A 15,706-nucleotide genomic window follows, 5' to 3' on the forward strand; every position below is an offset into this window, starting at 1 on the left:
GTAGTTCAACGGCTTGATTATCCTCTAGTAACTCTTTAAACCTAAATATTATGAAAATCGCTACTATCGTCATTCGAACATTATTAGGACTCTTATTCCTGTACACCTCAATAAGTTATTTTTTTCATCTAAGTCCAGAGCCTGCTTCATCTGGGGAGTTTAAAGCCTTTCAATTAGGTTTGATTGCTTCTACCTACTTAATGCCTTTGGCTAAAGCCATAGAATTATTATGTGGTCTCTCTTTTCTTAGCGGTAAATACACCACCTTAGCTAATCTTGTCATCTTTCCGGTGACGCTGAATATTTTACTGATCAATTACTTCTTAACGCCAGAGAATTTACCACTAGCACTATTTGTATTTATTGGAAACATTTTTCTAATTTTTACGCATTGGGAAAATTACAAAGGGCTATTCAAAGCTGACTAACAAAACGTAAAAAAACCGACGTACTTTTTAAAAGATTGTCGGTTTTTATTTGTTTCTCGGTACCTCTTACTTATTGTGTTTCACCCACAGTAAGTCGCTAGTGTTGTACCCTATTTCTTGTGCTTGTTTCAGGTAGTCTTTCTTAATATTTTCAGGAATAGTTTTTTCTCGAGATAAAATCCATAAGTAATCTAAACTATCTCCCGAGACAAGAGCATACTTATAATCCTTATCGATTGCTAGCACATTGTACCCAGCATAAAACGGACCAAAAAATGACACTTTTAACATCGCAATACTGTCATCCCCTACAAATTTAGCTTTCCCTTCGCTTTGCTTCCATTTGTCTTTATCATAATCGTATCCTTTATTAGTTACTTTAATTTTTCCGTCCTCACGCATCGCATATTCTGCGGTAGTATTGTTTAAACCTTTTTCGAATTTAAAATCCAAACGAGCAATTTCGTACCATTTTCCAAGGTATTTATTTTTATCGAAATTAGTCACCGCAACCGCTTTCTCTGGAATTGTGCGGCTGGCACATGAATTTAAAATAAAACCAGCTCCTAATAAAGCTAGCGTACCTACAACATATCTCTTTTTCATAATCGTGATTTTCATCAAAGATACGACTGGACACCTCAGCTGCTTTTACAAAATTAATAGTGAAGATTACAAGATTAAAAATACAATAAAAAAAGGCCGTCAAAATCATTTGACGGCCTTCTCAATATAATAAAACATCAATTTTAGATGTGTAATGGTCTGTTGTCTGTTGCTGCTAATGCCGCTTCTTTTACTGCTTCCGCAAAAGTAGGGTGTGCATGTGACATTCTTGAAATATCTTCAGCAGAAGCTTTGAATTCCATCGCTACAACCGCCTCAGCAATTAAGTCTGCTGTTCTAGCTCCAATCATGTGAACTCCAAGAACCTCATCTGTTTTTGCATCAGCAAGGATTTTTACAAAACCATCTAAGTCAGCACTTGCTCTAGCACGACCTAAAGCTTTAAAAGGAAAGCTTCCAGATTTGTAAGCAATTCCAGCTTCTTTTAACTGCTCTTCTGTTTGTCCTACTGCAGCCACTTCTGGCCAAGTATATACAACACCAGGAATCAAATTGTAATCGATATGTGGTTTTTGACCAGCTAATAATTCGGCAACCATTGTTCCTTCTTCCTCTGCTTTGTGAGCTAACATTGCTCCACGAACAACATCACCAATAGCATAGATATTTGAAGCACTAGTTTGTAAATGATCGTTAACCTCAACTTGACCTCTATCAGAAATTTTAACTCCCGCTTTGTCAGCATTTAATCCTTCAGTATAAGGACGACGCCCTACAGATACTAATGAATAATCTCCTTCAAGAGTGATGGTTTCACCTTTTGCATTTTCGGCTTGAACAGTAACAACGTCACCCGATCTTTCCACCGATTTTACTTTATGAGAAACGTAGAATTTCATTCCTTGTTTCTTTAATACTTTTGTCAATTCTTTAGATAACGAACTATCCATTCCTGGAATAATGCGGTCCATGTACTCTACTACAGAAACTTGCGCTCCCAAACGTAAATACACTTGCCCTAACTCGATCCCTATAACTCCACCACCAATAATAACTAAATGTTTAGGTACCTCAGGTAATTTTAATGCTTCAGTAGATGTAATAATTCTTTCTTTATCAATTTTAATAAAAGGTAAAGAAGAAGGCTTAGAACCTGTAGCAATAATGATGTTTTTTGCTTCGATTGTTTCTGATGTCCCGTCTGCTTTAGCAATCGCAACATGAGTAGCATCTACAAAAGATCCCATTCCTTCAAAAACAGTAATTTTATTTTTGTCCATTAGGTATTTAACACCACCTGTAGTTTGGTCAACAACTGCTTGTTTACGAGCAACCATTTTTTCCAAGTTTACTTTTACTTCACCAGTAAGTTCGATTCCGTGATCTTCAAAATGCTTAATTTCGGCATAGTGATGAGAAGAAGCTAGCATTGCTTTTGAAGGAATGCAACCTACATTAAGACAAGTACCTCCTAGAACGGAGTATTTTTCGATAATTGCTGTTTTAAATCCCAACTGCGCGCAACGAATAGCTGACACGTATCCTCCAGGACCAGAACCAATAATGACTACGTCAAATGAACTCATAGTATATTTTTTATATGTAATTTATTATTTCGAACTACAAAATTAAGAAATTAACTTTTGTTAAAACTTTAAAGTGCAAGCTTTTTTATTCTGTTTTACTATAATACCGAAATATTTATTTTAACATTGCCGTAATTGGGAAGTTTGAATTTAAATTGTCACAACCGTCGAATTCTTTACTTCACTAATCATAAACGTACTCTGTGTGCTTCCTATGTGTTGTAAAGTGGTTAATTTATTTACTAAAAATTCTCGGTAAGCCTCCATATCCTTAACAACAATTTTCAAAATATAGTCATAATCACCACTCACGTGATGGCACTCTAGGATTTCATGTAGCTTGACAACCTCGCTTTCAAAATGGGTAAGAAACTCATGTGAATGCTGAATTAGTTTTAAGTGACAAAATACCACAAACCCCTTCTCTACTTTAGCTTTATTAAGAACCACAACGTACTTTTCAATAATGCCTTCGCGTTCTAGCTTCTTGATGCGTTCATAAACAGCAGTTACCGAAAGATTGAGTTTTAAGGACAACTCTTTATTGGTTCGCTTACTATCAGTTTGTAATAGTAAGAGTAGTTTTTTATCGATGGGGTCTAACAGCATAGTTTACCTAAATTTTGATTTTGAAATATAATCTACCACAGTTGGTTTTAAACACCGTAAATAGAAAAATTGATTGTAAAAATACCTAATTATAGTTTATAAATCTATATATAAACACTATGATTGATTATTAATCTAAAATACTCTTAATTTGATTTGGCTTACTTGAGTAATCAAATCGCCTAGCCCAGATAGCAACGGTATCTCGCGATTTAATAAAACAAAGCTTTTTTTGGCTTTAGTTTTTATAAATTAGGAATATAGCCTCCCGAAAGCTTTCGGGAGCTGAAAATAGCTTCAAAAAACAATATAAAAATATAACTATGAAAAATTTCAATCCCGCAGACAACATTCAGGATTTACAGTATTTTGGTGAATTTGGTGGTGTAAACCCATCAATATCCGACTCATCAACCTACACCTTCTTATCGGCAAAGACCATGTTTGACACCTTTGAAGGAAATATGGAAGGCTGTTACCTGTATTCGCGTCACTCCTCGCCTAGTAATTTATATTTAGATAAAGCGCTAGCAGCAATGGAAGGGACAGAAACAGCTAATGTTTCGGCATCAGGAATGGGAGCAATCACACCTACCTTATTACAATTGTGTGGTACTGGCGATCATATTGTATCAAGCAGAACAATCTATGGCGGTACCTACGCATTCTTAAAGAATTTTGCTCCAAGAATGGGAATCAAGACTGCCTTTGTAGACATTACAAAACTAGATGTAGTTGAAGCGGCTATCACGCCAAGCACTAAGGTTTTATACTGCGAAACGGTAAGTAACCCACTACTAGAAGTAGCTGATATAGCAGAATTGTCTAAAATTGCTAAAAAGCATAATTTGACATTAGTGGTCGATAATACGTTCTCACCATTATCAGTGACACCAACTAAGTTAGGTGCAGATATCGTGATTCATTCCCTGACAAAATACATCAACGGAAGTAGTGACACTGTAGGCGGTGTTACCTGTGCATCACATGATTTTATCAATAGTTTAAAAGATGTAAATAGTGGCGCAAGTATGTTACTAGGACCTACAATGGATAGTATGCGCTCAGCGAGTGTGATGAAAAACATGCGTACCCTGCATTTGAGAGTCAAACAACACAGTCACAATGCGTCTTACCTAGCGGAACGTTTTGAAAAAGACGGATTAAAAACTGTATATCCAGGTTTAGCAAGTCATCCAAGTCATAAGATATATGCATCGATGATAAATCCAGAATATGGTTTTGGAGGGATGATGACATTAGACGTAGGATCGTTAGCAAAAGCAAATGCCTTAATGGAGTTAATGCAATCTAAAAACTTAGGATACTTAGCAGTGAGCCTAGGATTTTATAAAACTTTATTTAGTGCTCCTGGTACTTCTACTTCAAGCGAAATCCCAATGGAAGAGCAAGTCGAAATGGGATTAACAGATGGATTAATCCGTTTCTCGATAGGTTTAGACAATGATATTGAACGAACATACCAAATGATGAGAGCTTGCATGCAAGAACTCGCTATTCTATAATTTTTTTAGTTGTTTACTGTAGTTAAATCCGCTTGAGAGTAATTTTGAGCGGATTTTTATTTTAATCGCGATTTCGCAGCTTTTTCTTCTCTTTAAAGAAAGCTTTTCCAGCAATGTAAATTGTTTTGTGCACTTCACAGTATATTACAGTGCGCTCGTGGTTAGTAAGCTGAGTGCGTTTAGTAACTTCGATTTCGCTCTCAGTCTTTAATCTATTTACTATTGCATCAACTTCGGTGGTGGTAAAAATAAAATCAGCGTACAGATTTTCTCTAGCAGGTTTCTTGAAAAAAATTTCAGCCGATTTATCCCATACAACAAAGTCGTCACCCAGAAGATGCATCAATTGAATCATGGGAATGGGATCAACTGCGGCAAACATGCTCCCACCAAAGATAGAGTTGACATAATTTTTATTCTTGTAGCTAATGGGTAATTTAATTTTTACCTGCAATAAATCCTCAGATATCGATACAATTCTAGCGGTGCTCCTGCGGTACATGGGAGAATAATTAAACCCATGCTTGAAGAGTTTGCTTTTCCCTATAAATTGCTCCCCAAATTTGGCTAATTTTTTATATACTGACATTGTAATTGTACTTTAATACTAGTGAATGGTTCAAAAATTTAAACCAATATACGGATTTTACTGTTTTTGCCATTAAATTATATATGAAATCAATTATGAACAACTTCCCTTAGCTTTTACTATGTAAAATTCTATAAAAAAACCGCCTTGAGATCATCAAGGCGGTTGTGTATTTTAGTTTTATTTACGAGGCTGCGGTAAAATTTAGTTTGCTGTTTTTTCGACTGTAGCTAAAGTAGATCACCAAACCTATTAACAACCAAATGGTAAAATAAATCCAATTCCAAACACTTAGTTCGGCCATCATATAAAGGCAGCTTACTAGTCCTAGAAGCGGGATCAATGATAGATTTTCTTTAAACGACCATATTGTTAATCCTATCAATGAGAATAGAAAAATCCACATTGGGATTTTATGTTTGAATAAACTAAAACCGCTTTCGTATTTCAAGCCATCGTCAATAGGTAAACCTGCAACTACAGTAGCGTAGCGCGACTCATCACCTTGATATTTACTTAATAAACTCTCTAAATCTGCAGTAGCAGCGCTCTTATCTATGTGTTCTATATTTTCTAAATAGGCATATACCTTTTGAGAATCTTCTTTGTTAAGTGACGTAATTATATCTTGCGCTTTAAACGTTTGGGTTTCATTAGTTATAAAGCCCATTGTAGCTTTAGAATTAAACTGAAAAGCATAAATCAACCCAGCAGCCAGTAGAAACGGAACAACATATTTTGAATTTACATAAGGCGTTTTGAACTTCCCTCTAGGAATATCTTTCTTATTTTGAAGTACTAAAACTCCAGCACACACCAGTACAAAGGCAAATAAAGTTCCTATACTACATAGATCTGTAACCATAGTCAGGTTTAAGAACAAGGCAGGAATAGCCACAACAAAACCAGTGACAATGGTTGCATAAGAAGGGGTTTTGTATTTAGGATGTACTTTTGAAAAACGTTTTGGCAACAAACCATCGCGACTCATACTCATCCAGATACGCGGTTGCCCCATTTGGAACACAAGCAACACACTTGCCATAGCAATCACGGCACTAACAGCGATTATACCTGACATCCATTTTAAATCTAATTTGGCAAAAACAAACGCTAATGGATCTCCCACATCTAGCAAACTATAATTAACCATTCCGGTTAGCACCAATGCAATAATTACATAGAGAACGGTACATATTATAATGGCCCACATCATTCCTCGTGGTAAATCACGCTGCGGATCTTTACACTCTTCGGCAGTTGTAGAAATAGCATCAAAACCAATGTAAGCAAAGAACACCGCTGATACACCTTTCAAAACGCCGCTCACACCGTTAGGTGCAAAAGGGGTCCAGTTATCAGTATCAACGTAAAAAACTCCCACTGCGATTACTAGTAAAATGATACACAGTTTTACAACCACCATCATATTACTCGCATTGCGCGATTCCTTCATTCCTCGATATACTAAGGCTGTAATTAAAATGATAATAAACAATGCTGGTAAATCAGCAACAAAATGGAACGAACCTAAAGTAGGCGCAGTAGTCCAAGCTGTATAAGCAGCCTTCAAGCCTTCACTTAAATTTTCGAATGATTTTCCACTTTGCATTAGAGCCGTAGCATCTTTAAAACCGTTTGATGCTGTTAAATAATCCATTTGAATCCACTGTGGCAAGTTTATCCCACCACTCTCTAGCAGTCCCGTGAAGTAGTCGCTCCAAGAGATAGCGACGGTTATATTACCAATGGCATACTCCATAATTAATGCCCAACCTATGATCCAGGCAATTAATTCCCCAAAAGCTACATAAGAGTACGTATAAGCACTCCCAGAAACGGGAACCATCGAGGCAAATTCAGCATAAGCAAAAGCAGCAAAACTACAGGCTAAAGCAGTAAATAAAAACAGAAAAATAACTGCAGGACCACCATCGGCACTGGCTTTACCAATGGTACTAAAAATTCCAGCACCTACGATTGCGGCGATACCAAAAGCGGTTAAATCCCTGGCTGTCAAATGCCTTCCTAAAGCGGCATGCCCATCGGCCTCATTCTTTGCAACTTGTTTTAGAATATCTTGAACTGTTTTTTTTCGAAACAAATTGGAAAATGCCATAATCAGGAATTTGTTAGTATAAATTGTTATATCATAAAAAGCAGCCCTTTTTGTTAGAGATACTGCATCATTATTTAAGAAACCAAATGTATAAAACAATTTTAAATCTTACTGTTTTTCAATAATTAATTTCTATCTAGTATTGAAACAAGTCAAAATGCAATCTACAAGCGTGTAAACAAGTCAAATTATATTTTTTATCCTAAAAGAAAGACCAATACTATCTTAGAAATCATTTTAGAAAATAACCGATACTATTTAAGTGAAAATACCAACTATTTTATTTTAAGTAACTTCTCAAAATCGAAACTGGATGTTGCGCCACTCGCTTGGTACCATCATAAATTTGGTGACGACAACTAGTACCCGCTGCTGCAATAGCAGTGGTCTCTGCTGTATTTCTAATTTTAGGAAATAAGGTATCCTCTCCCATTTGCATGCTTATTTTGTAATGCTCTTTTTCATAACCAAAAGAACCCGCCATACCGCAACAACCAGAATTGTATATGGTTACCTTAGCGTTTGTAGGTATGTTAAGCATACTAAAACTAGCCTCAACAGAACTCTGTGACTTTTGATGGCAGTGTCCATGAATTTTAATTTCTCTACTTTCATCTGTGAATTGCTCAGCCACAATGTGGTTTGCAGCGATCTCTTTTTTGAAAAACTCCTCAATAGTCAAGCAATTTTTAGCTAATATTTCAGCAGCTACTTTATCATCAGCTAGGCGAATATACTCATCTCTAAAAGTCAAAATCCCTGAAGGCTCAAGCCCTACTAGCGGGGTTGCCTCTGAAATACTATTTTTAAAAATAGCTACATTCTTATTAGCGATCGCTTTTGCTTGTTCTAAAAATCCTTTCGAAATATATGCTCTCCCACTCTCTTCGTGATCTATAACGGCAACTTGATATCCTAATTTTGTCAATAGTTCAAAAGCATCAATGCCTACCTGAACATCATAGTAATTAGTGAATTCGTCACAAAACAAAAATAATTTTCCGTTTGGAAAGCTAGTTTGTACCGGTCTCTTTTTAGCTAACCAGTGTCTAAATGTCTTAGGGGCCAAAGCAGGAACCGATCTTTCTGCGGCGATTCCCATTCCTTTTTTGATTAAGGAGAGATTTGCAAAGAAATTAGTTGCAGTTGGAAAAACGCTTCCTAGCTTATTCATTTTAGCATTATTAGCAAAGATTTTATTTCGAAAAGAATAACCGTTTGCTTCTTGATATTGATATAAAAACTCTGCTTTTAAAGCCGCCACATCAACATTTGAAGGACATTCGCTAGCGCAGGCTTTGCAACTCACACACAAATCAAATACCTCATAGAGTTCCTTATGGTTGAATTTATTGTCTTTTTCAGAGTTAGTCAAATATTCTCTTAAAGCATTTGCTCTAGCTCTTGTAGTATCTTTTTCGTTTTTTGTGGCACGATAACTCGGACACATAGCTCCTCCGGCCGACGGTAATTTGCGGCAATCACCAGATCCATTGCATTTTTCTGCTGCACGTAGTACACCCAAGCTATCTGAGAAATCTTGAATAGTCTGAATTTCTGGTTCGATCCTACCTGGTTCAAAACGAAGATTTTCATCCATTTTTGAAGCATTTACAATTTTACCAATATTTAAAACCGAATAGGGATCAAAAGCTAATTTTATCCTCTTCAGGAGTTCGTAGTTTTTATCGCCTATCATGAAGGGTAAGAATTCTCCACGAACCATTCCGTCGCCATGCTCTCCACTGAGTGAACCACGATATTTTTTTACTAAGTGCGCTACTTCAGTTGCGATATTTCTAAACTGATAAATGCCTTCCTTAGTTTTTAAATTTAGTACAGGTCTTAAGTGTAATTCCCCTGCTCCAGCATGAGCATAATAGATAGCTTCTTGACCGTGACGTTTCATCATTGCCGAAAAATCAGCAATATAATTAGGTAAATCACTTAGCTCAACAGCAGTATCTTCAATAGAATCAGCGGCTTTATTATCACCTACAATACTCCCTAAAAGTCCTAATCCTGCTTTTCTAAGTTCGTTTACTTTGTCAATATCGCCACCGTACAATTTAGGAGAGGCATAACCAAAGTTATGGCGTTCTAAATCGGCTATTAATGCATCCGCTTGGCGTTCAGCATCGGCCATACTTTCATGTGAAGCCATTTCAAAAACCATGATTGCTTTAGGTTCGCCTTGAATAAAAAATCGATTTTTACTTTGCTCTTTATTATTTTTTGTACAATCAAGAATAGTATCATCAATCATTTCGCAAGTGTACAAATGATGTTTCATGGCCACCATCACTGCCTCTAAGCTCTCTTGAATACTTGTAAAATGCGTAACTACCATAATGTTATTGGTAGGTGGTAAATCGTCTAGTTTCAAAGTAACCTCGGTAGTAAACGCTAGTGTTCCTTCGCTACCACACAGTAATTGGCCTACGTTTATATTGGGTTGGCTTCCGCCAAAAAGATCCGATTTTAAAAGGATATCCACTGCATACCCAGTATTTCTTCTATGAATTTCAGGTTTAGGAAATTGGTTTTTTATTTCTACTTGTGTAGCTTCAACTGATAGTTCGTCGTAAAGCGTTTTGTATATTTGGTTTTCTAATGCCGCTCCTTTTGTTTTCTCAACAAATTCAGCTGAATTTAGATTCTTAAATTCGACCTGAGAACCGTCACTTAAAATCGCTTTGATTTCGACAATTTTATCTCTTGTTACTCCGTATCTAATAGAAGTTGTCCCCGAAGAATTGTTTCCTACCATTCCACCAATCATGCATCTATTTGTAGTAGATGTATTGGGACCAAAGAACAGTCCATGAGGTTTGAGATAAAGATTTAGTTCGTCTCTAATTACGCCAGGCTGCACGGTCACTGTTTTATTTACTGCATCAAACGAAACGATTTTAGTAAAAAACTTAGACACGTCAACAATGATTCCGGTGCCTACAGTTTGTCCTGCTAATGAAGTTCCTGCAGTCCTAGGCGTAATCGAAATCTTGTTTTCTTTGGCGAAAGCCAAGATTTTAATAATATCAGATTCATTCTTTGGCAATGCTGCCGCAACAGGACGTAATTTATATGCCGAAGCATCTGTAGAATAGAGCGTTTTATGCAGCTCATCAAACAATAATTCTCCGTCTAGCGAGCGAGCTAATTCTAGCAATTGATCTGTGGTTGGCATTGTGGTAGCGTGTTGAATTTGAATTACAAATATAAAGTATAGTCTCTTATAAAAAAGAAACCACGACCACATAAATATAATTTTAACGTGGCCGTAGTTCTAAATTGTTATACCTACTATTTTCTATTTATTTATTAATAAGCAAAGCGTTTAAATGCCTCTATAGCCTCATATTCTGCAAGGCCTAAATCATCATAAATTTTTGCAGTATTTTTATTCCGATCTTCTGCTCTTATAGTCACCTTGAAGTTCGAAACAAAAACAGATGAATTTGGCAAAGAATTTGCGTTCTATTTCATATCTAAATATAAATGATAATAACTCGTTTAAAATTCGTCAAAAAAACTATTTTTGATCCATTAAAAAAACCACTAATAATGACCCAGAATAAATTTGCTTTTGCCCTGATTTCGTTTTTAATACTATCCTTTTCTACTGGAAGTGCTCAAGAAAAAAAGAGTTTCCCTAAGAATGAATTTAGAGCAGTGTGGATTGCAACTGTTGCCAATATCGACTGGCCAAAATCAAGTACAGATCCTATAGAGAAACAAAAGGCAGATTACATCGAAATATTAGATAATTACAAAGCGCTAAATTACAATGCGGTTATCGTGCAAATTAGAACAGCCGGTGATGCCTTCTACCCTACGCAACTCGCTCCATGGTCAAAATATTTAACGGGTAAACAAGGAGAAGCTACCGATGGTAATATTGATTTACTTGCGTGGATGATCACTCAAACACATTTAAGAGGGTTCGAATTTCACGCTTGGATGAATCCCTATCGTGCGACAATGGATTTGAATACTGCGCAATTAAGCAGACAACACGATTATTACAGACATCCTGAATGGATGATTAAATATGCTGGAAAATGGTACTACAACCCTGCGTTACCAGAGGTTCAAAAACACTTGGTCGCGGTGGTGGATGAAGTAGTGGAAAAATATGACATCGATGCCATCCATTTTGATGACTATTTTTATCCTTACAAAGTTACAGGGGAGAATTTTAATGACACCGCCTCTTTTAGAAAATATGGAGACGGCATGTCTATTGATGATTTTAGAAGAAATAACGTTAATGACTTTGTAGAAGCAGTATCACACACGATCAAAAATGCAAAACCATGGGTGCAATTTGGTATTAGCCCTTTTGGTGTGTGGCGTAATAAATCAGTAGACCCTAGAGGCTCAGATACGCAGTCTGGACAAACAAATTATGATGATTTATTTGCTGATCCTATGGCGTGGATGGAAAACTGCTGGATTGATTATTTAGTGCCTCAATTATACTGGAGCATGGAACACCGCACAGCTTCTTATTCGAAATTAATAAAATGGTGGGCCGAAAACACGACTAACGTTGCGCTTTACATAGGGAATGGTAGTTATAAAATCAACACTGACTCTGATAAAAGATGGTTCAATCCAAAAGAAATTCCGAATCAAATTGACCTCACTAGATCGTACCCTAATATTAATGGAAATGCCTTTTTTAGTGCAAAAGTATTCATCAATAAAAACAAAGCAGTAACGCAGCTATTAGCTGATAGCCAATATAAATATCCTGCCTTGCCGTATGTCGTTCCTAATTCGCGTAAAATCGTTTTAGATGTTCCTTCTGTATGTGAAAGACTCGCAGTAGCAGATACTACTAAATATGTTCTCGAATTTCCTACGCACTCAAAAATTCGCTATGTTTTGATTTATGCTGCCAAAAAAGGAGAGCGAATTGACACTAATGACGCCAGCCAGATAGTTGATAAAATTGCATTTACTGAAAAAGAATTTTACATTACAATCGCTATTAAAAATACTAGTAGCGAACCTCAATCAACTTATGCCGCCTCGTTTATAGATTTTTATGGTAACGAAAGCTTACCAACCATCTTAAATCCTGTGCTACTGCCGTTATTAAACCAATCCCTGTATAATGAAAAATAGAGACAACAACCCGTGGTTTTGGATTCCTGTGCTTAATTTTGCTTCTGGATTGCCTTATGCAATTATTATATCGGTATCGGTGATTATGTATAAAAATCTCGGGATCAATAACGAGGATATTGGGGTGTATACTAGTTTACTTTACCTACCCTGGGTGATCAAACCGCTCTGGAGTCCGTTTATAGATTTATACGCCACTAAGCGAAAATGGTTTCTCGCTATGCAGTTACTAATTTCGATCGCCTTTCTAGTCGTAGGATTGACGATACCTATGGATCATTTTTTTGTCATTAGTTTGGCTGTGTTTTGGGTAGCTGCTTTTGCTTCTGCCTCTAATGATGTTGCGAGCGATGGCTTTTATTTGATCGCCTTAGAGAAAGATCAGCAATCCTTTTTCCTGGGCATTAGAAGTACTTTTTATCGTCTATCCATGCTTACTGGTAACGGTTTTATTGTTATTTTAGGAGGTTATTTCGAACAAGAATATGGTGATAAACAAAAGGCATGGTCTTATACCATGATTATTGTGGGACTGGCTATGGTAGTAATTACTATTTACAATTATTTTGCTACTCCAAAAACCGAAAAAGTTTTAGTGAAAAATTCTGTTGAAGCACAAAATGCCAGCTTTGGGACGGTATTCGCAAGCTTTTTTAAGAAAAAACAAATAGCAATAGCACTGGCTTTTATTCTACTCTTTCGCTTGGGAGAATCGCAACTGCTTAAAATGCTAACTCCTTTTTTAATTGATGATACAGCGGTAGGTGGCTTAGGTCTTACTACGCAGGATGTAGGGATCATTTACGGAACTTTTGGTGTACTTTCATTAACCATTGGTGGAATTCTAGGAGGTATCGCGATCTCGAGACACGGCTTAACCAAAATGATGTTGCCTATGATTTTAGCAATGCATTTACCTATTATTGGGTTCGTACTATTAGCACATTTTCACCCCTCGTTGCTTTATCACGTACAATGGGATCTGTATTTTTTTAATTTCGATTATAATTTCAATGTATACACGACCTTAGTTATTATTTTAGAACAGTTTGGTTATGGTTTTGGTTTTGCCGCTTTCATGATGTACCTCATTCATGTCGCCGAAGGAGAATCAAAAACGTCTCACTATGCTATCGCCACGGGATTTATGGCTTTAGGAATGATGCTACCTGGAATGGCTAGTGGATTTATACAAGAATATTTAGGCTATGGGAATTTCTTTATTTGGGTATTTCTAGCAACTATTCCTGGAATTATTCTGTCCCGTTTCTTGACATTTCCTAAGGATTTTGGAAAAAAATCTGAGGTCAAAATTTCGTAATCACATTAGGTCCCAGGTTTTTAAAAGAGATTTTAAAAGAATAATAGAAGCACAAATCTTAGCACAATTAACGCCTACTTTCCGATCAATTAAACACATATGACTTTACAAGAAAAAATAGGACAATTCTTTTTCCCTGCTGTTTTTATCAACGATACTGAAGAGAACATTCAGGAGATGGAGCAGATGATAAAAGCACAGCATATAGGTGGTTTGACGTTTTTTCACAGTAGAGCTAGCGCAGCAACTAATTACGAAAGTAAAAAGAAAATTGTGATTAACGATGCCAGTTATCTTCGGTTGAAAGAGCTGATTGCTCGTTATCAAAAAAGTGCTTCGATTCCCTTGTTGATTAGCATTGATGCTGAATGGGGACTTGCCATGCGTGTTGAAAAAACGCCGCAATATCCTTATGCTATCACCCTAGGAGCTTTGCCTGAAAATAAGGCCGCCTTGGTTTATACTGTAGGGAAACATATTGCATCCGACTTACTTTCTGCTGGAATTCACTATAACCTAGCTCCTCTAGCAGACATCAATAACAATCCAAATAATCCTGTTATTGGCTACCGTTCTTTTGGCGAAAGCAAAGAAAAAATAGCTCATTTTGCTTTAGAATATGCACGCGGAATGAACGATGCAGGCGTATTGTCTTGCCTAAAACATTTTCCTGGCCATGGAAATACCAGCATTGATTCGCATTTAGATTTACCAGTACTTAACGAAACCCTTGACGAATTACTAGAGAACGAATTGTATCCTTTTATCGAAGGAATTAAAAACAATATCGATTCTATTATGATTGGACATTTGGCTGTACCCGCCTTAAATGATGGAAAAAACACCTCGGCAACGTTATCAAAAAATGTAATCGAGGGTCTTTTGCGCAAGCGTTTAGGATATGAAGGACTAGTCATTTCGGATGCCTTGAATATGCACAGTGTCTCAAAATTATATCCCGTAAAAGGACAGCTAGAATGGGAGGCTTTTAATGCCGGAAACGATGTATTGTGCTTCGCTGAAAATGTAGCTGAAGGAATTGAAGCAATCTTAAAAAACGCTACTCCTGAAAGAATTGATGCTAGCTTTAATCGCTTGATGGCCTGCAAAGAAAAAGTAGGACTGCTTAAAAATCACCAAGCTATTGGGAAATTAAATTTTGATGCAGCGGTTCAACTTAATACAGAACTAGCAAAATACAGCCTCACAATTATTAAGGACAACGACAATAGCAAAGCTGTTCAAGAAGCGTCAATAAATAATAAACTAGCCTGCATTAGCTTATACAAACCCGCTAACTGCAGCTTCTCAAATACGCTTTCATCACACTTAAACCTGACCAATTACAGTCTCAACGATGAGAATATACAGGAAACAGAAAATATATTTGAGGCTTTAAGCCAATATGAAACAATAATTATCGCATTATTTTTACCCAAAGCAAAACCTGCAAACAACTTTGATATTCATCCGGAAATTTTAGCATTAGTATCTAAAATACTACTCGAAGAGAAAAGCATTTTATATTCATTTGGCAATCCGTACGCTTTGCAGCATATTCCTAATTTAAATGCTGCTAGTGGAATTGTGCAAGTATACCAAGACTTTGAAGAGTTCCAGAAAAATGCTGCAGATCAACTATTGAACAACAGTCTAACATACGGAACCTTGCCTGTAGCTGTTAGTTTTTTATAATTTTTAGCTTTAAATGTTATTTTAATTGCACGGTGGTGCTTCCACCTTTTGTTCTTGCATTTCGATTTTTCGATCATAAACAAACTTAAAATCAATTAGTAAGCAGTTAAAATCTGACTCTAACGACTGT

11 protein-coding genes are annotated in these 15,706 nt (G+C 36.5%); 5 read left to right on the forward strand and 6 right to left on the reverse strand.

Going from position 1 to position 15,706, the window contains the following annotated elements; all coding sequences use genetic code 11:
- Positions 1-50: 50 nt before the first annotated feature.
- The gene (locus HNQ00_RS10185) at positions 51-428 is read left to right on the forward strand and encodes a DoxX family membrane protein (protein ID WP_173838334.1); all 378 of its coding nucleotides are present in this window, start codon (positions 51-53) and stop codon (positions 426-428) included.
- Positions 429-494: 66 nt separating this feature from the next.
- Here the strand turns inward: HNQ00_RS10185 and HNQ00_RS10190 are convergent, their stop codons facing one another.
- The 3 genes from HNQ00_RS10190 to HNQ00_RS10200 form a co-directional block, all read right to left on the reverse strand.
- Complete coding sequence (locus tag HNQ00_RS10190) at positions 495-1,034, reverse strand: lipocalin family protein (RefSeq protein WP_173838336.1); 540 nt, start codon at positions 1,032-1,034, stop codon at positions 495-497.
- Between the two features lie 143 nt (positions 1,035-1,177).
- On the reverse strand, positions 1,178-2,581 hold the full coding sequence (gene lpdA, locus HNQ00_RS10195; protein WP_173838338.1) for a dihydrolipoyl dehydrogenase: 1,404 nt from the start codon (positions 2,579-2,581) through the stop codon (positions 1,178-1,180).
- Positions 2,582-2,731: 150 nt separating this feature from the next.
- Entirely contained in the window at positions 2,732-3,190 is a 459-nt protein-coding gene (locus HNQ00_RS10200; protein WP_173838340.1) for an Lrp/AsnC family transcriptional regulator, read from the reverse strand.
- A gap of 323 nt (positions 3,191-3,513) precedes the next feature.
- Between HNQ00_RS10200 and HNQ00_RS10205 the strand changes: the two genes are divergently transcribed.
- On the forward strand, positions 3,514-4,716 hold the full coding sequence (locus HNQ00_RS10205; protein WP_173838342.1) for an aminotransferase class I/II-fold pyridoxal phosphate-dependent enzyme: 1,203 nt from the start codon (positions 3,514-3,516) through the stop codon (positions 4,714-4,716).
- A 61-nt stretch (positions 4,717-4,777) separates the two neighbouring features.
- On the opposite strand, the gene HNQ00_RS10210 is transcribed toward HNQ00_RS10205, so the two are convergent.
- The 3 genes from HNQ00_RS10210 to HNQ00_RS10220 form a co-directional block, all read right to left on the reverse strand.
- Complete coding sequence (locus HNQ00_RS10210; protein ID WP_173838344.1) at positions 4,778-5,305, reverse strand: PaaI family thioesterase; 528 nt, start codon at positions 5,303-5,305, stop codon at positions 4,778-4,780.
- 184 nt (positions 5,306-5,489) lie between these two features.
- Positions 5,490-7,424, reverse strand: a complete 1,935-nt coding sequence (locus tag HNQ00_RS10215) for an amino acid permease (RefSeq protein WP_173838346.1) — start codon at positions 7,422-7,424, stop codon at positions 5,490-5,492.
- A gap of 280 nt (positions 7,425-7,704) precedes the next feature.
- On the reverse strand, positions 7,705-10,614 hold the full coding sequence (locus HNQ00_RS10220; protein ID WP_173838348.1) for an FAD-binding and (Fe-S)-binding domain-containing protein: 2,910 nt from the start codon (positions 10,612-10,614) through the stop codon (positions 7,705-7,707).
- Between the two features lie 377 nt (positions 10,615-10,991).
- Here HNQ00_RS10220 and HNQ00_RS10225 point away from each other — a divergent pair, with 377 nt between their 5' ends.
- The 3 genes from HNQ00_RS10225 to HNQ00_RS10235 all read left to right on the forward strand — a co-directional run bounded on the left by HNQ00_RS10225 (position 10,992) and on the right by HNQ00_RS10235 (position 15,576).
- The gene (locus tag HNQ00_RS10225) at positions 10,992-12,560 is read left to right on the forward strand and encodes a glycoside hydrolase family 10-like protein (RefSeq protein ID WP_173838350.1); all 1,569 of its coding nucleotides are present in this window, start codon (positions 10,992-10,994) and stop codon (positions 12,558-12,560) included.
- Positions 12,550-13,881 carry an MFS transporter gene (locus HNQ00_RS10230; protein WP_173838352.1) on the forward strand — a complete coding sequence of 444 codons (1,332 nt, stop codon included), beginning with the start codon at positions 12,550-12,552 and terminating at the stop codon, positions 13,879-13,881. Before HNQ00_RS10225 ends, HNQ00_RS10230 begins: the two co-directional genes overlap by 11 nt.
- A gap of 99 nt (positions 13,882-13,980) precedes the next feature.
- Positions 13,981-15,576: a glycoside hydrolase family 3 protein gene (locus HNQ00_RS10235; RefSeq protein ID WP_173838354.1), complete on the forward strand. Its 1,596-nt coding sequence runs from the start codon at positions 13,981-13,983 to the stop codon at positions 15,574-15,576.
- The last annotated feature ends 130 nt before the right edge of the window (positions 15,577-15,706 follow it).

Origin of the sequence: Flavobacterium aeripolare (assembly GCF_013294025.1) — a bacterium.
Taxonomy (GTDB): Bacteria; Bacteroidota; Bacteroidia; order Flavobacteriales; family Flavobacteriaceae; genus Flavobacterium.

Coding starts and splice junctions, on each gene's coding strand:
- HNQ00_RS10190 (WP_173838336.1), bottom strand. CDS start 1,034: ATGAAAAAGAGATATGTTGTAGGTACGCTAGCTTTATTAGGAGCTGGT.
- lpdA (WP_173838338.1), bottom strand. CDS start 2,581: ATGAGTTCATTTGACGTAGTCATTATTGGTTCTGGTCCTGGAGGATAC.
- HNQ00_RS10210 (WP_173838344.1), bottom strand. CDS start 5,305: ATGTCAGTATATAAAAAATTAGCCAAATTTGGGGAGCAATTTATAGGG.
- HNQ00_RS10230 (WP_173838352.1), top strand. CDS start 12,550: ATGAAAAATAGAGACAACAACCCGTGGTTTTGGATTCCTGTGCTTAAT.
- HNQ00_RS10200 (WP_173838340.1), bottom strand. CDS start 3,190: ATGCTGTTAGACCCCATCGATAAAAAACTACTCTTACTATTACAAACT.
- HNQ00_RS10225 (WP_173838350.1), top strand. CDS start 10,992: ATGACCCAGAATAAATTTGCTTTTGCCCTGATTTCGTTTTTAATACTA.
- HNQ00_RS10235 (WP_173838354.1), top strand. CDS start 13,981: ATGACTTTACAAGAAAAAATAGGACAATTCTTTTTCCCTGCTGTTTTT.
- HNQ00_RS10220 (WP_173838348.1), bottom strand. CDS start 10,614: ATGCCAACCACAGATCAATTGCTAGAATTAGCTCGCTCGCTAGACGGA.
- HNQ00_RS10205 (WP_173838342.1), top strand. CDS start 3,514: ATGAAAAATTTCAATCCCGCAGACAACATTCAGGATTTACAGTATTTT.
- HNQ00_RS10185 (WP_173838334.1), top strand. CDS start 51: ATGAAAATCGCTACTATCGTCATTCGAACATTATTAGGACTCTTATTC.
- HNQ00_RS10215 (WP_173838346.1), bottom strand. CDS start 7,424: ATGGCATTTTCCAATTTGTTTCGAAAAAAAACAGTTCAAGATATTCTA.